This is a genomic window from Massilia mucilaginosa, from assembly GCF_011682145.1.
In the GTDB taxonomy this organism is placed as follows: Bacteria; Pseudomonadota; Gammaproteobacteria; order Burkholderiales; family Burkholderiaceae_D; genus Telluria_A; species Telluria_A mucilaginosa.
The window spans coordinates 136047-154026 of the sequence record NZ_WHJH01000008.1 but is presented as its reverse complement, the minus strand read 5'-3'; the positions used below and the strand labels follow the sequence as shown (position 1 = coordinate 154026).

The following is a 17980-nucleotide window of genomic DNA, read 5'->3' as shown; positions in this document are numbered from 1 at the left end:
ATGCGCCACCCTGTTTTCGCCATGTTGGGACGCAATGCCGGCAAGATCATGGTGGTGGCGCTGCTGGCGTTGCCGGGGCTGATCTCGGTATACGACGCCGTCACCAAGCCGGCCGACCCCAATCCCAACCGCAAACAGTTGCCGCCGCGCCCGGCCAGCATCGCAGAGCTGCTGGACACGCCGCCCCTGCTCGAAGCCTGGATCAACGACCATTTCGGCTACCGCCTGCCCCTGCTCCAGTACAACAACCGCCTGCGCTTCAAGCTGTTCCGCGAGTTTCCAACGGTGCAGATGGCGGCCGGGCGCCACGGCCGCTATTTCCTGTCGGCCCACAACACCAGCATGCGGCCGTACCAGGCCCTGACCACCATTTGTAGCCGGGCAAGGGCCGACGACGCGAACGTTGCCCACCTGAACCGCCTGTTCCGCGCCTTTCGCGGCGCCGGCCTGGACCCGAAACTGCTGGTGGTGCCGTCGGCCCCGCAGGTTTATCCGGAGGACGTGCCGCGCTTTCTCGAGCGCGAGTGCGCCAGCGCGGTCAACCCGATCGACGCCATGCTCGCGTCGGGGCGGCTGGAGCGGACGGCGGCGGCGGCCATCTTCTATCCATTGAGTGAAATGCGCGAGATCAAGAAGAGCGCCTTGCTGTTTCCGAAGACCTGGTTCCACTGGACCGGCGACGGGCTCGACCAGGTAGCGCGCCTGTCGCTCACCCATTTCTGGCAGCGTCCGCTCGACCAGGCGCCCGCGCTAGCGCAGAACAAGCGGATCCAGCGGGCCGACGTGTCGCACCTGTTCGACGGCGTCTTGCTGGAAAGCGAAACCATCGAACCGGACCTGGACAAATCGGGCGTGAAGGGCTGCTGGGGCGGCGCGTGCTACCCCGAGATCGCCGACATCACGGAGATCCTGGGCGACGTCAGCCGCTTCGACAATCCCAGGGCGCCGCGGCGCCGCCTGCTGATCATTTCTGACTCGTTCGGATCGAAAGTATCGGCCTGGTACGCGCGCTACTATGCCCGCGTGGAGCAGTTCGCCACCAATGAGGTGGGCCGGCTCACCCCCGCGCAGCTCGCGGCCTTCAAGGCCTACCTGTACCGCGAGCGCGCCGACACCGACATCCTGTTCCTGTATCACGATGGCGGCGCCTTGAACAACGTGCTGCGCTTCGGGACCGAGCCGCTGTTGCCGGCGCCGCTGCCGCAGGCCTAGCCTATTTTGCTGGCGCGGCCGCGCTCCACAGCACATCCCCGCCGCGTCCATCCAGCACGGCCAGCAGCTGGCCGGCGTTGTCGCGCCAGGTGATCCAGGGCATGCCGGCCGAATCGGGCTCGGTGCCGGTGCTGCGCTGGGCCAGCCAGGTGCGCAGCGCCTGCGCCAGCTCGGTCCCCTGCATCCCGCTGAAATAGGCCGCATGCGCGCCGGCCACCTCGCGAAACACCGGCAGGTCGCGCGCCAGCACCGGCAGGCCGTAGCGCGCCGCTTCGATCAGCGGCAGGCCGAAACCTTCGCCTTCGCTCGGCACCAGCAGGCAGGAACTCGACTGGTACAGCGCCAGCAGTTCGGCGTCGCCGATCCCTTGCAGCCATTGCAGGCGCTTGCCCAGTTCCGGGTGGCCGCGCAGGCGTTCGACGATGCGCGGAATGGTGCGCCGCGCCGTTTGCGGCAGCGGGGTCCAGCCTTCCGCGCCGACGATCACCAGGCGCGCGTCGACGCCTTCGCGCCACAGTACCTCGAACGCGTCGAGCGCTTGCAGGTGGCCCTTGCGCGGCTCGATCGTGCCGACCATCAGGAAGGTGGCCGGACCATCGCGCCGTGCACCGGCGCTGGCGGCGGGTGCTGCTTGTACAAGCGGCGCGCCGATATCGGCGCCGTGGTGCAGCACCGCCAGCTTGAGCGGGCCGCGCAGCTCCAGGCGCGCCTTGGCCTGCGCCAGCCAGTCCTGCAGCTCGCTCCTGACCGCGCCCGAGATGCACAGCAGGCGGTCGGCATTGGCCGCGATGCAGGCCAAAAAGGCTTCATGGCCGGTGTCCGCCCCTTCCGGGAAGAACTCGGGACGCAGCACCGGCAGCAGGTCGTGGATCAGGAAGGTCACTTCGACCCCGCGTGCGCGCCAGGCCGCGAACAGGCCTTCGCGCGCCGCCGCCAGCACCGCGCCGGGCGCATAGTCGGCGCAGTAGAAACGGTCGCCCGCATTGACTTCCACCGGTGCGTCGTGCGGCATGGGCGAATCGATCCCGTACAGGCTGCGCGCATAGGCGCGCGCATAGCGGTATTCGGTGCGGCCGTTGTGCTCGGCCAGGTACACCGGTTCGATGCGCAGGCCCGGTTCGAGGCGCGCCAGCAGTTCGGCGAGCTGCATGCGCACCACCCGTTCGATGCCGGTGTTGAGGCCATGGCGCGCGGTCGAGGTGACGTCGACCAGCAACTGGCGCGGCGCCAGCGACTCGGGCGCGCCGGCGATGCATTGAGCGCACAGGCGCACCAGCGCGTCGTCGTGGTGCAGGACCGGCTGCTCGGCCAGCGCGTTCATTAAGCTGGCGCGCGACCCGGGCGCGCCGGCGTAGGTCTCTTCGATGGCTTGCGCGTACAGGGCGGCGCAATGAGCCGGGCTGTGCACCGTGTGCAGCAGTTCGCGCGCGCGCCGGCCCAGCGCGGCGCGCCGCGCCGGGTCGGCATGCAAGCCTTCCAGCGCGTCGCGCAACTGGTCCTGGGTGAACAGGTCGTGCAGGCCCCACACCGCGTCCGGCGGCAGTTCGGCCATCGAGCCGTTGGCGTTGACGATGGTCGGCAAACCGTAATTGAGGCAGTCGAGCACCGCGGCCGAGGTTTCGCCGCGCGACTGGCAGCGCAGCTGCACGCCGACATCGGCCGCGTGCAGGTACTGCTGGTAGACCGCTTCGTCGGTCCATCCGGCCACGCGCAGGCGCTTGCCGCCGGCGGCCACGGTGGCGGCCACGCGCTTGCCGTACTCGCCGCCGTCGTTTTCGCCGACCAGCACCAGTTCGCAGCGCGGGTCGCGCTGCAAGCTGGAGTCCATCCAGGCGTCCAGCAATTCCTGGCTATGCTTGGTGTTGGCGACAAAGCCGAAACTGCACACCAAAAACACGTCCTCGGGGATGCCCAGCGCGCGCCGGGCGCTGGCGCGGTCGCCCGGCGCGGGCAGGGCGCGCGGCAGCGGCACCACGCTCCAGTCGCCCGCCGCCAGCGGTCCGTACCAGTGGCGCGCCAGGCTGCGCGCATGGTCGGAATGGACCACCACCCGGCGCGCCTGCTGCAGCACGGCCAGGTTGCACGGGTACAGGCTGCGCGTTTCCAGCGCGCGCTCGACCTTCAGGCCGGCCAGCAGCGCGGCCATGCCGTGCGAGTGGAACAGGGCGTCGGTCCAGGCGTTGGGAATGCCGCCGGCCAGCTGCTCGTAGGCCAGCACGCTGCTGATGAAGAAGTCGTGCAGCACCACCACGCCCGGATGGCGCGCCAGCATGCCGAACATGTGGCTGTGATACGGGCTGTTGCCGAACTGGTAGACGATGCGTTCGAACTGGCCGGCGTTCTGCTCGAACCAGGCCAGGTCGCGCTGGGGCAGGGCGGCCAGCGCCGCCGGCAGCACCACTTTGGGCTGATGCACGATCAGGTCGATCTCGTAATGCGCCATCATGGCCGGCAGCACTTGCGCGGCGTAGTCGGCGATGCCGGTGCGCTCGGGCGGCAGCGGCGAGACGAACGCCAGGCGCGGACGCCTAGTCGCGACAACGGGCGCCACTTGCGGCAGCGGCGCACCGAAACGCAGCTCGATCGCGCGCAGGGCCTTGCGCGCGCTCTCGTCCCACGAAAAGCGCTTGGCCTGGGCGCGCCCATGCGCGCGCAGGCGTTCGCGCATGGCCGGGTCCTGCAGCACCTGGCCGATTTTTTCGGCGATCGATTGCGGGCGGTCGGCGTCGAACAGCGCTTCCTCGCAGCCCACCACTTCGGGAATGCTGGTGTTGTTGGCGCCGATGACGATCGCGCCGCAGGCCATCGCTTCGAGCGCCGGCAGGCCGAAGCCTTCGTGGCGCGACGGGAAGATGAACAGGTCGGTGATCTGGTACAGGCGAATCAGGTCGGCGTCGCTGACGTAGCCGGTCAGGATCAGGTGATCCTTTTCCATGCCGCGCTTGGCCGCGTGGGCCAGCAGGTCGGCGCGGTCGCGCTCACCGAGCTTGCTGGCGATGAGCAGCTGGTGACTGTCGCGCAGGGCCGGCGGCAGCAGGCAGTAGGCGGTGATCAGGCCATCGATGTTCTTGCGCGCGTCGAAGCCGCCCGGCGCGTACATCAGCAAGCCGCGGTTGATGCCGAAGCGCGCGCGCAGTTCGGCCACCTGTTCCGGCGTTTGCGCGGCGTCGGGGCGGAACGTTTCGTCCACCGCGGTGGAGATCGCGTGCACCGAGCCGGGTTCCAGCGCCAGCGCGTCGATCGCTTCCTGGCGCGAGTAGTCGGAAATGGCCAGCAGCAGGCCGGCGCTGCGCAGCGAGGCGATCTTGCGCTCGTAATACACGCGCTGGATCGGGCTGCCGAGGTATGCCTCGGGATTCAAGAACGGAATCAGGTCGTACAGCACCACCGTCGTGCGCTCGGCGCCGGCGAAGGCGCCGACCGACACCACGGCGTCGTCGACGAAGCCTTCGAACAGGCTGGTGACCAGCACCGCGTCCGGGCGCAGCTGGGCGATGTAGTGCTCGCGCGTCAGTTCGGCGGCGCGCGTGCGCGGGCTGTTGCCCGCGTCGATTTCGGCCACCGGGCCGGCGATGTCGAACACGCGGATCCGTTCGGGCGGCACCAGGCCGGCGAAGCTGCGCCGCATCTCGATGATCGAGGCGCCCAGGGCGCCGTTGAGGACCAGCCAGATCTCATGGTCGCCGGCGTTGCGCGCCACGCCGAGGGCCAGGGCCAGCGAGTAGCGGCCGATGCCGCGAAAGCGGCTTTCCGACTGGGCGCCCTGGAGGTCGATCACAATGCGCATCAGTTCTTCCTTGAGTCGATAGCTTGTTTGAGTTCTTGGTAGATGCGCTGCGCGCGCGGCGTCAGGTCGTCCATGCTGGCGCTCGGCGGGAACGGCGCTGCGGGCGGCGGCGGCGGCGGGTTGTTGCCGCGCCTGAGCACCCCGTACAGGCGCGCGTGCAGGCCGGGGAAGCGGCGCAGCACGGCCAGGGCGGTGCGCTTGGCGCGCGGGCGGCGCAGCAGGGCGCGCATCAGGGCCAGCAGCGGCGGCGTGACGCGGCGCTTGATGCCGGGGACGATGCGGCCGTCGCGGGCGGCGTCGCGCAGGCGGTAAGCGTAGCCGGTGACCATGCGCAGCGGCGCGGTGACGCGCCACGAGGTGCTGCCCTGCAGTTCTTCGACGCGGCGCTGGTGCTGCGCGGCGCGCTCCTCGGCCGCGCCAATGCGCTGGGCCAGCGCATTGAGGCTGTCCTGGAAGGCCGACTGGGTTTGCAGCGCCAGTTGCGCGTGCTGCTCCTGTTGCTGACCAAGTTGGTCGGCGCGCGCGTGCATGCCATGCAGTTGCGCTTCGGCCGCATCCTGGCGCAGGCGATTGTTCTCGACGCCATCGGCGACCCGCGCCAGGCCCTTGTGCAGGGTGTCGAAGTTGGCGCTGTCGGCCTGCTCGCGCAAGCCGACACGGTCGCCCAGTTGCCCCAGCGCCTGGTGCAGCTCGGCGCGGCGGCCGCTGTCCTGCTCCTCGAAGCGCAGCGCCAGGTCGGACAGGGAAATGCCGTAGCTGGCCGCGAACGGCGCGCCGAACGGCGCCAGTACATCCTGCGGCGCCTCTTTTTGGCCGACCACCGCATAGTCGGGACTGACCCCGTCGAGCACGTCGATCAGGCCGATCGGCTTGCCCTCGTGTAGCTGTTTGGCTTCCTGCAGGCGCAGCACCTTCTGGCGCGCAAAGCCGGCAAAGCCGACCACGAAGTCGAGCAGCGGCGGCGGAATCGGACGCAGGTGCGACGGGTCCATGTAGAAGCTGGACGCGCCCACCACCAGGTTTTCGGGATTCGGCGTTTCCATCACCAAGAGGCCGCCCGGCAGCAGGACGCGGCGCGCTTCGCGGATCAGGTCCTGCACCATCTCGAACGGAATGTGCTCGACCAGGTGGAAGGCCGAGACCATGGCCACGCTGGAATCAAGCGTGGCGCGCAAGGCGGAGAGGGCGTCGGTCAGCTCGACGTGCAGGCCGCGTTCGCGGCAGGCCGCCAGCATGCCGTCGTCCAGATCGACGCCGAAGGGCTTGAAGCCCTGCTCGCCCAGCAGTTCGAGCCATTCGCCGCGCCCGCAGCCCAGATCGAGCACGCTGGCGCCCGGGTACAGCGCCGCCAGCGGGGCATAAAACGGCGCATAGGCCGTCAGGCGCGATTTGATCAAGTCGCGCGAACCGCGGTAGCGGTCTTCGAAAGCGCGGTAAAAATTGTCGCTCATCGCAGGATCTCCACGCGCGGTTCAAGCCAGTTGGTGCCGACGAAGTAGTTGCGGTTCATGTTCATGACGATGAACAGGAAGGCCAGGTCGCGCCACTCGTAGTTGCCGCCCAAATGGGTTTCGGCGCTGGTCAGCGCGGTGGTGAGCGAATAACTGCCTTCGCCCAGGTTGAGCGGGAAGGCGAAGCGGAAGGTGATCTCTTCGCCGGCCGCCACGTCCTCCAGCACCATGTCCATGTGGTGGGTATTGGTGCCGTACATTTGCTGGCCGAGGCGGTCCTTGATCATGTAGCCGAGCACCAGGCGCGACACCGGCTGATGCACCTTGACCTGGATGCACAGGGTCACGGCGGCGCCGACGTTGACCGTCTCGAGCGCGCGCCCGGCCTCGTCCTCTAAGGTGATGCGGGTCACGCTCGCTTCGCCGGTGCCGGAGCTGGTCTGGGTGCGGCCCGCTTCGGTGACGACCTGCTCGACCCCGGCGCCGTCGCGCGAGGCGATCAGGGCGTTGTAATAGTCCATCACCTGTTCCGGGCTGCCCTGCGACGCCAGGCGGCCGCCGTCGAGCAGCAGGGCGCGTTCGCAGATCGACTGGATCGCGGCGCGGTCGTGGCTGACGATGAGCAGGGTGGTGCCGAGCTTCTGGAACTGGCGGATCCGTTCGAAACTCTTGTGCTGAAAATACGCGTCGCCGACCGACAGCGCTTCGTCCACGATCAGCACATCGGGCCGCTTGACGGTGGCCACGCTGAAGGCCAGGCGCATCTGCATGCCCGAGGAGTACACGCGCACCGGCTGGTCGATGTACTCGCCGATGTCGGCAAACGCTTCGATCTCGGGCATCAGGGCGGCGATTTCATCGACCGTCAGGCCGATCAGCTGGCCTGCCATGAAGCAGTTCTGGCGCCCGCTGAAATCGGGATGGAAGCCCATGCCCAGTTCGAGCAGGGCCGCCACGCGGCCGGTGATCTGCACGCTGCCGGTGGTCGGCGTGGTGGTGCCGGTGATCAGTTTGAGCAGGGTGCTTTTGCCGGCCCCGTTGATGCCGATGATGCCGACCGCTTCGCCCGGCGCGAGCTGGAAGCTGACATCCTGGATCACCCATTTGAGGCGGTGGCGCTGGCCGAGGAAGGGCAGGACCCATTCCACCAGCCGGCCCCAGCGGTTGCCGTATTGCTTGTAGGCCTTGCCCAGTTGGTTGACGCGTATGGTACCCATCAGAGTTCATCCACCATTTCGCCGGAGCGCTTGCGGAACAGTAAAAGACCCATCACGCAGCACAGGACGGTGAGGATGGCAATCGGCAGCATGCTGGCCCAGTCCGGCGCGCGGCCGTGCACCAGAATCGTCTGGTAGGAGGCGATCACGGCGGCCATGGGATTGAAGACGAGCAGCTCGCGGACCGGTTTCGGCAGCGCCGTGGCCGGATACACGATGGGGGTAAACCAGAACCAGAACTGCAAGAGGATGCCGAAGAACTGGCCGACGTCGCGGAAAAACACGTTGAGCACGCCGAGCACCATGCCCAGTCCGATCGAAAACAGGATTTGCAGCGCCAGCACCGGGAACAGCAGCAGGTAGACCGCGCCCGGAAAGTGGCCGGACCAGACCAGGAAGGCGGTGAACAGGCCGAAGATGATGGCGAAATTGACGCAGGCGTTGAGCACCACGATGATCGGCAGGCAGATGCGCGGAAATTGCAGCTTCTTGATCAGGTTGGCGTTTTCGATGAACACCGTCTGGGCGCGCGTGGTGATCTCGGCGAACAGGCCCCAGGTGAGCGCCCCGGCGCACAGGTAGATGCTGTAGGCGAAGGTCGAATTGACCCCTTGCAGGCGGCTGCCCATGACTTCGGAAAAGATCACGGTGTAGACGGTGATCATGGCCAGCGGATTGAGCACGGTCCAGAGGGCGCCGAACAGGGAATTGCGGTACTTGGACTGGAATTCGCGCTTGACGCTGCCGAGCACGAAGCCGCGGTAGCGCCAGACGCCCCGGAACATCGACAGCGAGATCATGCGCGCGCGGCGCGGTGCGCGTGATCTCTGGTGGGAAGCGCAGGCGCACGGGCGGCGAACGGCAAGGTCATGGTGTGGGTCGTTTTATCAGGCATATGGGAAATCACAGGTCGCGCCGCTTCGCGCCGGGTCTTGCCGGGGCTGCGGGGCGGAAGATTATAGCATGCAGCTTTTGGGCCACAACGGCGCAAAAAGCACGACGCGGCCCGCAATGGCGGCGTCACGGCGCAGTATAATCTTGCAACTATGCCCAGATGTGTTTCTATAATGCAAAATCATGAGACCGCCGTGCCGCCCGCCGCCATGAATCTGGCCGGGATCGACCTGCTGCGCTTCGCCAGTGCGCTGGCGGTGCTGTTCTGGCATTACCAGCATTTCTCGTTCGTGGGCGCGGCGCCGTTTCAATTCGATCACCGGGAAGAGCCGTTCTACAGCGCCTTGTCGCTGTTCTATCATTACGGCAAGTTCGGCGTGCAAGTGTTCTGGAGCATCTCCGGCTTCATCTTTTTCTGGAAGTACGGCGAGGCGGTCGTCGCCGGACGCATCGGGGCCGGCCGCTTTGCGCTGCTGCGCTTTTCGCGCCTGTATCCGCTGCACCTCCTGACCCTGCTGCTGGTGGCGCTCGGACAAGCCCTGTTCCGCGCCAGCCACCCCGCCTATTTCGTCTACCAGGACAACAGCCTGCCGAGTTTTTTCCTGCAACTGGGCGTGATCGGCCACTGGTTTTACCCGCTGCTGAGCAGCGCCTCGTTCAACGGGCCGATCTGGAGCGTGTCGCTCGAATTGCTGGCCTACCTGCTGTTCTTCGTTCTCGGGCGGCGCATCGGCCTGGGGGCCAGCGCCACCCTGGCCACCGTGGCGCTGGCGGGCGCGGGTTTCTACGCGACCGGCCTGCCGGCCTTCGAATGCCTGCTGTACTTTTACCTGGGCGGGGTGGTGTGGCTGGCCGCGCGCCGCGCGGCGCTGTGGAGCCGGCGCCGCCGCCAGATCGTCAATGGCGCGCTGGCGCTGCTGTTCCTGGGCGCCTGCGCGGCCATGCGCCCGGGCTGGGTGGCGGCCGACCATGCGGTGGTGGCGCTGGTGCCGCTGCTGGTGTATGTGTTCCTGCAAGGGGTGCAGCCGCTGCACCGGGGCGTGCGCCGCTGTTTCAATGAACTGGGCAACCTGACCTATGCCAGCTATTTGCTGCATTTTCCGCTGCAACTGTACATCGCGCTGGCGTGCGGCTGGCTGGGGCGCGAGGTGCCGTGGCGCTCGCCGTGGCTGTTCCTCGGTTTCGTGACGGCCACCCTGGTGCTGTCGTATGTCTGCTATCACCATCTCGAGCGGCCGCTGCAGGACTGGATCCGGCGCCGCTGGGGCGTGCCGGCGGGCGTTCCCGCTCGCCTGGGCGGGAACGCGGCGCCGGTCTGAGATTCAGACGATAAAGTCCCACTGCAGCGGCGCCACCACATGCGCCGCGCTTTCCGGCGAACGCAGGAACTGGTCGGCCACATGCTCCAGGCTTACCCCCTGCTCCATGGCCGCGCGCCAGAAGGCCAGCCCGGGCGCATCGCTCTGGCGCCCGAAGATGTTCTGGTAGAGCAGCTCGAGGTCATGCGCGATGAAGCCGTTGAATGGCGCCTTGTTCAACAGCTGCGCCTCGGGCGAACTGATGATCTCCAGCGCAATGTGCCCCAGGCTCACGCCGTTCTTCTCGGCCTGGGCCCAGAACTCGAAGCCCTGGTAGTCGGCCTGGCGCCCCAGCACGCTTTTGTACAGTCCGGCCAGTGCGCTCTGTTCGCCGCGGTGTTCGAGCGCGATGGTGGTGTCGGCAAACACCAGGCTTTCCAGATTGATCGCCACGGCCGTGCGCTGCGGCTGGTCCCTGGGCGTGATGGCCACGTACGCTTCGTGGCGCGCGATGGTGTAGTCGCCGCTGTTGCCGATGAAAAACCCGACGTCCGCATCGCGTCCGCCATGCAGGATGGTCGGCGCCGGTGCGGGCGCCGGCTCGGCCGCCGCAGCCCGGGTGGCGCTGCCCGCCGCCCAGGCCAGGCGCAGGCTGTCGCCGCCGCCGCCGGCAAACACGTAGGCGGTATCGGCCGCGCTGGTAAACACCTGGCTGGCGGCGTCGCCGGTCAGGATCTGGCCCTCGGTATTGCCGCTGACATTGGCGGCCCCGACGATGGCGGCGAAGTTGACCGCGTTCAGGACGATCTGGCTGCCGGCCGCCAGCCCGGTGGCGTCCACCACCAGCGCCGTCGCCTGGGTCGCGCTGCTGGTGCCGGTCAGGGTCAGGGCGCCGGCTGCATTGTTGGCCGCGCCGACCGCCACGATGGTCTCGACCAGCAAGGGCAGGCTGGCGCCCAGCTTGCTCAGGAAGACCACGCCGTTGCCGGTCAGGTGAGACTGGTCGGCGGCCGGATGACTCGGCGTGGACGCCAGGATGGCCTGGATCAGGTGCTCGGTCGAATTGCCGGCCGCCTGGCTCGGGCCGCCGCTGGCCGTCAGGCCGATGCCGGGCGCGAGCTGGGCCAGCAGCAGGTTGGCGCCGCTGCTGGTGGCCAGGGCGATGTCGGCCGTGCTGGCGCCGCCATTCGATTCGGCGCGCTCGCCGCTCACCACCGGAATGACGGTCCGGGTACCGCTGGCGCCTCCCGGCAGCGTTACTGCAACGGTCGAGACTGGCACGCCATCGACCGTCGCCTCCACCGGCACCGGTGGCGTTGGCGGGGGCGGCACCGGAATGACCGGCGGCAGCGGCGGCGCCTCGATCAACAGGCCCATGATGGGGCTGGCAGGCGACAGGTTGCCGGCCGCATCGGCCTGTTTGAGCGTGAGCGCGTGATAGCCAAGCGAGAGCGGCAGGGTGGTCATGCTCCACTGGCCGCTGCCGTCGGCGAGCGCGCTTCCCAGCACGGTCACGCCATCGCTGTCGTACAAGGTCACGCTGGCATGCGGCTCTGCGCTGCCGCTCAGCAGCGGCGCGCTGACATACGTGATCTGGTCGCCGGCCGTGCCGCTGTCGCTGGCGGGCGAAAGCAGCGGCGCTGCCGGCGCGGCCGGCGCTTCGGTGTCGATCATCAAGGTCAGCGCGGCGCTGGCAGTCGATATGTTGCCGGCCGCATCGGTCTGTTTGGCGGTGAGCGTATGGCTGCCTTCGCCCAGCAGGCTGGTGGAGATGCTCCAGACGCCATTCGCATTGGCACTGGCGGTGCCGAGCACGGTGGTGCCATCGGTGTCGAACAGTTGCACGCTCGCAAAGGCTTCGGCGCTGCCGCTGACGGTCGGGGTGGCGAAGCGGGTGACATTGTCGCCCACGGCGCCGCTGTCGCTCTTGGGCGTGAGCACCGGCGCGCCAGGGGGCGCTGCGCCGGTATCGATGACCACAGTCAGTGCGGCGCTGGCGGACGACACATTGCCGGCCAGATCGGTCTGGCGCGCGCTGACCGTATGCTGGCCGGCCGCCAGGGTGCTGCTGGGGATGCTCCAGTTACCCTTGCCGTCGGCCACGCCGGTGCCGATCAGGGTGATGCCATCGGTATCGTACAGCCTGACCGTGGCGTCCGGCTCGGCCTTGCCCCTGAACTCGGGGGTGCTGGTGCTGGTGATGGCATCGGTGTCGGAGACCCCGCTGTCGGTGGCGCTGGTCATGGACGGGACCGAAGGCGCCAGCGCGGTATGGTCGAGCACATAGGTTTCGCCGCCGTCATAGCCGCCGCCGATGGCCACATTGCCGGCATTCTCGATGCCGGTGCCGCTGGCATTGAGGTCGAGCCGCACGCTGCCGTCGCCGCCGAGGCCGCCCACCGTCACGGTGTAGCTGGCGCCGCTGCCGCTTACCGAGGCGATGCCGGCCGCCGCCGTGCCGTTGGTGACCACGCTGAAGTCGGCCGCGTCGACCCCGGTCACGCTCTGGCTGAAGGTGACCGCGTAGCTGACCGTGGTGGCCGCCGCCGGTACCGCGACGGCGGCGCCGCCGGCGCGCACGATCGCGCTCACGGTAGGGGTATTCGTGACGTTGATGGTGAAAATCTGGAAGGCGTCGTTGCCGGCCGCATCGGTCGCTTTCAGGTAGATGTGATACGCGCCCATCGGCAGGTTCTGGCCGGCCACCAGACCAGTCCCGGATATGCTGAACTTGCCGTTGTCGGCGTCGATGGTGCCGTTGCCGACCGCAAAGCCGTACTGCACGCTGGTGATGTCGGTCGACGAGAGCGTGGCCACGGTGCTGCCGCTGGTGGCGGCGCTGGCGTCGACCGAGGTGGTGCTCAGCGCCATGCCGACCGGACCGATGGTGTCGAGGAGGTAGGCGAAGCCGCTGGAAGCGGGCGAGACGTTGCCGGCGGCGTCGGTCTGGGTGGCGGTGAGCGTGTGCGATCCGGTCAGCAGGGCGCTGCTGGGGATGCTCCAGGCGCCGGCGCCGTTGGCGCCGGCCGTGCCCAGCACAGTGCTGCCGTCGCTGTCGTACAGGCGCACTGTAGCGTTCGGCTCGGCGGTGCCGGTGATGACCGGGGTGGCCGCATTGGTGATGCCGTCGCCGATGGCGCCGCTGTCGCTGCCCGCTTGCAGCGCCAGTTGCGTCGGTGCATTGGCGCTGGTGTCGATGGTCAGGACCAGGCCGGCGCTCAGGGGCGAGGTCTCGTTGGCGTCGTTGGTCTGGGTCACCTTCAAGGTATGGCTGCCGTCGCCCAGCAGGCTGCTGGTGATGCTCCAGTTGCCGCCGGCGTCGGCTGTGTTGCTGCCCAGCAGGGTAGTGCCGTCGCTGTCGTACAGCTTGACGGTGGCGTTGGGCAGGGCGGTGCCGCTCACGGTCGGGGCGCCGACATTGGTAATGGCGTCGCCGAGCGTGCCGCTGTCGCTGGCGGTGCTCAATGCCGGCAGCGGCGGCGCGGCCGGACCGGGACGTCCGCCCATCACGATGGTCGAGCCGGAAAAGGTGGCGGCATCGGTGCCGTCCAGGCCTTGCACGGCGTTGACGTCGTTGTTGACGGTCGGGTCGGTATAGCTGAATTCGATGATGTCGCCGGCGGTCAGGGCGTTTGCGGTAAAGGTCAGCCTGACCATTTTCGTGGCGCTGTCGATGGAGACTGCCGACACGGTGGTGCCGCTGCCGTTGATCGACATCGTAAAGGCGCCCGTTGGCGGGGGATTGGCGGCGTCGAGCTCAATGGTGTAGAACAGGCTGAAAAAATTTTCAGCGATGTAGCCATTCGCGCTGTCGTAGGTCGGTTGAGACATTGAACGGACTCCTTGCTGTGAGTAGGGCCGCCCCGCGCACTTCTGGTGGTTCTCCGGCGGGGATGAGATGGAAATTCATCTTACACCCGACAAAACCGTTGTTTTCTCCGCACAATTGAACAGGCTGGACGGGCGATGTATGCGCGCCACACCCGGCTTTTCCCGCTGTCCACGGTTCTTGATTTTCTACACGTTTCCACTGCGGCGCGCGCCTGCGCGCCGCCGCCCCGATCAGAACTGGAAGTAGATGAAGGGATTGAAGCCGCCTTCGACCACCGCCAGGCACGACAGCACGTACAGCACGCTGGCGTACGCGCCCGTCATGAGCGGCTGACGCAGGCTGAGCCGGCGCAGGCGGTGGAACGGTTTGTCGCCCAGCAGGCAGATCGCCGCGGCCAGCGCCAGCAGGAACATCACCTTGGGATCGGCCAGCACCCGGTTGGCGTCGAGCCACAGCGGCACGGCCGGATCGAGCCCGCTCATGGCGCCGAGCAGCTTGCCGGTCTGGCCCAGGTCGACCGCGCGGAACGGCACCCACAGCAAGGTGGCCAGCACGAACACCGGCAGGCTGCCGAGGCGCCAGCGCGCCGCATTGAGCACGCCCGCGCGCTCCAGGGCCAGCAGCGCGCCGTGGCCCAGGCCCCAGATCAGGAAGGTGTAGGCGGCGCCATGCCACAGCGCGCACAGGCCGAACACGATGAAGCTGTTGCGGTAGGTCGCCAGGTTGCCGCGCCGGTTGCCGCCCAGCGGAATGTAGACGTAGTCGCGGAAAAAGCGCGACAGGGTCATGTGCCAGCGCTGCCAGAACTCGGTGATGCTGGCGGCCGCGTACGGACGGTTGAAGTTGCGCGGGAAGCGGAAACCCATCATGCGCGCCATGCCGATCGCCATGTCGGTGTAGCCGGAGAAATCGAAATAGATCTGGAAGGAATAGCACAGCGCGCCGAGCCAGGCGGCATACGTGCTCATCGCCACGCTGGGGCCGTGCACCACGTCCACCACCGCGCCGAGCGGGTCGGCGATCAGCATTTTCTTGGACAGGCCGATGCAAAAGATCACCATGCCCCAGAACACATCGCTGCCGACCAGGCGCCGGTACTTGAGGTTGAGCTGCTCGCGCACCTCGGCGTAGCGCACCACCGGGCCGGCGATCAGGTGCGGGAACAGGAAGATGTAGATGGCGAACTTCTGGATGCTGGTTTCGGCCTCGATGCGGCGCGCGTACACGTCCAGCAGGTAAGACAGGAAATGGAACACGTAGAAGGAAATGCCGAGCGGCAGGATGATCTTCCAGGCGGCCGCCGTGGCGAACGGCGCCGCGCCGGACAGGTCGTGCAGCACCTGTGCCAGGAACACCAGGTATTTGAAGAAGATCAGCGGCGCCAGGTTCATGACAATGCCCACACCCAGCGCCGCCCTGGCCGCGCCCGGACCGGCACCGCCCGTTTCGGCGCGGCGCCGGCGGCCGATCAGCCGGGCCAGCAGCCAGTTGAGCATCAGCAGCACCAGCGCCACCACGGTCAGGGCGCCGGCGCCCAGGATGTAGAAGGCGAAGCTGGCCAGCAGGATGTAACTGTTGCGCGCCGCCCTGGGCAGGACGAAGTACAGCGCGAAAAACACCGGGAAGAACAGGAACAGGAAGCCGGGAGAAGAAAAAACCATGGTGGTCCGTGGGCGCGGGCCTGGGGCCCTGCGCGGCAAAAGAGTGATCGGTCAGCGCCTTGTGCGCTGGAGGAAAAGGTAGTGGTCCCGCTTCAGCGCTTGCTGGCGAACGCCGCCCAGCGGTCGGACTGGATATCGAGCACCTGGACGATCAGGTATTTGCAGCGCCCGGCGATGAGCGGTGCGACATCGGTCAGTTCGTAGTGACGGCTGATCTTGCTGAATTTCTGGAAATGCTCGATCAGGCCGGCGCGCAGCATGCCGTCGCTGAAGCTGTTGCCGAACATGCAGGTCGGCGGCAGCAGATCGGCTCCTTCCAGGGTGCCGGTATCGAATTCGAAGCCGCTGCTGGCGGCGTCGAGCTGGCGGCGCTGGTGGCGTTCGGTCCAGGTCTGCCTGACCGACTGCTCGATGACGTCCTGGTGCATGTTCAGACGTCCGGCAAAGCGCATTTCGACGCCGACGAAGGGCTTGTCCTCAAGCTCGAGCCGGTGGCGCCAGCGCACGGGCGAGCCTTCCAGTTCGGCGATCACGCGCACCGCGTCGGCCGCCGCGGCCATGGCCATCGGTTCGGACCAGTGAAAATCCTGCTTGAAAAACGGGGCGAACTTGTCCTGGTTGGCGCGCATCAGGCCGATCAGGTCGACAAAATGCACCTCGGGCGTGCTTTTCAGGCGCTGGTAAAAGTGCATGAAATGCGAATCGTCGGGCACGCGCGGGGCGAAGAAGGGCAAGCGCTCGCGCGTGAAATACTGCTTCTGTACCGGGGTCATCAGGACCATGGTGGTGCCCTGCGCGCGCAGGCGCGCCGCCAGCGCCAGCAGGCCGGCGTGCGAGGCGTCCTGGGCTTCCCGGGTGCCGAGGATTTTCTCGGTGGTCGGCAATTCGACCTCGGCCAGGTTGCGGCCGTACAGTTCGCCATTTTTGCCGTAGTACACGCGGCGCGAGGTGCGGAACAGGCGGTAGTCGATTTCGTTCTTGGCGCGGATCATCAGGTTGCGCAGGCCGAGCTGGTCGGCGAAGGCTTTTTCGAAGCGCGCGTAGTTCTTGTCGGTCTCGACAATGCCGCCTTCCCATGTGCGCGGGTAGGCCGCCAGCGGACGCAGTTCCTCCACCGGGGGAATTTTTGCGGTGTGCCAGCCCGACAGTTTCGGCACGGCCGGCACCAGGCTGACGGTGAAGATCAGGGCCACCAGCAGCAAGCGCAGCACATGGCGCGCGCCACGGCTGCGGCGGCGCCATGCCGGCAACAGGGCGCGCCATGGCGACAGGCGCACGGGCTGGACGGCTGGGAAAGAAGAGTCGTTCATGGAAACTGCAATTCCTTGCGGGTTGGTCGGGCTGGGGGCGGCGCTGCGTGGGCAAGCCCTCGGTCGCCCTTGCCGCTTGCGACGATGATGTGCCGGATAAAACGGTACGGAGTATACAATATTTCGGTTCGCCGAAGCGAGCGAAAGCTGGCACGGCCATGCGGTCGGGGACGCGCCAGGCTGTGGCGCGCCTCAGTTCTGCGCCAGCTTGTGCAGCTCTTGCGGGTTGAGGATGATCAGGCGGTGCGTGCCCTTTTCGACGATGCCTTGCTGCACCAGCGCGAGCAGGGTGCGGGTCACCGTTTCGCGGCTGGTGTTGATCATGTTGGCGATATCCTGGTGGGTCGGCAGGTTTTCGACCACTTCCACATCGCCGTCCTTCTTTTCCTTCATCAGTTCGAGGAAGGTATAGATGCGCTTGGCGGTGTTGTGGATGCTCAGCAGCGCGCGGAATTGCGAGTCGCGCTGCACTTTTTCGGCCAGAAAACGCAGCATGTGCTTGGCCACCGAGGGCGAGTGCGAAAACAGATGCAGCGCGGTGGCGCGCGGCAGCAGCGCCACCATCACCGGACTCAAGGCCACCACCGAGGCCGAGCGGGTCGAGCCGTTGATGACGGCGATTTCGCCGAAGAAGTCGCCCGGCGCGAGCATGCGCAGGCCGATCGCGCGCCCGTCCTCGGTCACGTCGATCACTTGCAGCTGGCCCGACAGCAGGAACAGCAGGCTGTCGCCGCTGGCGCCTTTTTGCAGCACCACGTCGCGCTTGGCATAGGTGCGGATGCGCAGGTCGGTCATGACCTGGCGCATTTCGTCCTCGTTCAGCTGGGCCAGCAAGGGAATCTTGCGCAGGTGGATCTGGACGCTGACCTTGTTCTGCGAATCCTTGGGCACCGGCATCACCGAGGCATCCTGGGGGTCGAGCGGAACCCCGTTCTTGGTCGCGGTAACGATGAAATTATCTGTACTCATGCACTGTTTCCGTCATAGATAGGCATGCGCGAGCGGCGCGCACAGGGCCACCGTGGCGATGCCGGCGGCATTGGCGGCCATGTCGCGCCAGCAAAACTTTCTGCCTGGTACTAAATTCTGCAGGATTTCGATGAGGAGGGCGGCGCCCAGCAAGCCCAGCAGGCAAAGCTGCAGGACCCAGCCGCCCGGGACCATGCGCGCCAGCAACAAAGCCAGCAGGCCGAACGCCAGGAAATGCAGGAGTTTGTCGTTCGGCAATGGCGGCAGCCATTCGTTCGGTACCAGGCAGCCCGCAACGATGCTCACCGCGGCCAGTAAAAACACAATCAATTCCCAAGTCATCTTATCC

At 67.2% G+C, this 17980-nt stretch carries 11 protein-coding genes; 2 read left to right on the top strand and 9 right to left on the bottom strand.

What is annotated here, in order from left to right:
- Positions 1-1212, top strand: coding sequence for an alginate O-acetyltransferase AlgX-related protein (locus tag F2P45_RS10115; RefSeq protein WP_166873675.1), 1212 nt, complete (start codon positions 1-3; stop codon positions 1210-1212).
- Between the two features lies 1 nt (position 1213).
- Here F2P45_RS10115 and F2P45_RS10110 read toward each other — a convergent pair whose 3' ends face one another.
- The 4 genes from F2P45_RS10110 to F2P45_RS10095 are packed head-to-tail and all read right to left on the bottom strand — an operon-like array spanning position 1214 to position 8467.
- Positions 1214-4999 (bottom strand): glycosyltransferase, encoded by a 3786-nt coding sequence (locus F2P45_RS10110; RefSeq protein WP_166873672.1) that lies wholly within the window; start codon positions 4997-4999, stop codon positions 1214-1216.
- The gene (locus F2P45_RS10105; RefSeq protein ID WP_166873668.1) at positions 4999-6450 is read right to left on the bottom strand and encodes a class I SAM-dependent methyltransferase; all 1452 of its coding nucleotides are present in this window, start codon (positions 6448-6450) and stop codon (positions 4999-5001) included. The genes F2P45_RS10110 and F2P45_RS10105 overlap by 1 nt, the downstream gene beginning before the upstream one ends.
- Positions 6447-7667 (bottom strand): ABC transporter ATP-binding protein, encoded by a 1221-nt coding sequence (locus F2P45_RS10100; protein ID WP_166873665.1) that lies wholly within the window; start codon positions 7665-7667, stop codon positions 6447-6449. The genes F2P45_RS10105 and F2P45_RS10100 overlap by 4 nt, the downstream gene beginning before the upstream one ends.
- A complete protein-coding gene (locus F2P45_RS10095) occupies positions 7667-8467 on the bottom strand; it encodes an ABC transporter permease (RefSeq protein ID WP_308613430.1) in 801 nt (266 codons plus the stop codon). Before F2P45_RS10095 ends, F2P45_RS10100 begins: the two co-directional genes overlap by 1 nt.
- 267 nt (positions 8468-8734) lie before the next feature.
- Between F2P45_RS10095 and F2P45_RS10090 the strand changes: the two genes are divergently transcribed.
- Positions 8735-9880, top strand: a complete 1146-nt coding sequence (locus tag F2P45_RS10090) for an acyltransferase family protein (RefSeq protein WP_166873662.1) — start codon at positions 8735-8737, stop codon at positions 9878-9880.
- 3 nt (positions 9881-9883) lie between these two features.
- Here F2P45_RS10090 and F2P45_RS10085 read toward each other — a convergent pair whose 3' ends face one another.
- The 5 genes from F2P45_RS10085 to F2P45_RS10065 all read right to left on the bottom strand — a co-directional run bounded on the left by F2P45_RS10085 (position 9884) and on the right by F2P45_RS10065 (position 17973).
- Positions 9884-13690, bottom strand: coding sequence for an Ig-like domain-containing protein (locus F2P45_RS10085; RefSeq protein ID WP_166873661.1), 3807 nt, complete (start codon positions 13688-13690; stop codon positions 9884-9886).
- A 231-nt stretch (positions 13691-13921) separates the two neighbouring features.
- Positions 13922-15352, bottom strand: a complete 1431-nt coding sequence (locus F2P45_RS10080) for an MBOAT family O-acyltransferase (protein WP_166873658.1) — start codon at positions 15350-15352, stop codon at positions 13922-13924.
- A 92-nt stretch (positions 15353-15444) separates the two neighbouring features.
- On the bottom strand, positions 15445-16662 hold the full coding sequence (locus F2P45_RS10075; protein WP_166873655.1) for an alginate O-acetyltransferase AlgX-related protein: 1218 nt from the start codon (positions 16660-16662) through the stop codon (positions 15445-15447).
- Between the two features lie 192 nt (positions 16663-16854).
- A complete protein-coding gene (locus tag F2P45_RS10070) occupies positions 16855-17631 on the bottom strand; it encodes a Crp/Fnr family transcriptional regulator (protein WP_229505006.1) in 777 nt (258 codons plus the stop codon).
- 12 nt (positions 17632-17643) lie between these two features.
- A complete protein-coding gene (locus F2P45_RS10065) occupies positions 17644-17973 on the bottom strand; it encodes a VanZ family protein (protein WP_166873653.1) in 330 nt (109 codons plus the stop codon).
- Positions 17974-17980: the final 7 nt, after the last annotated feature.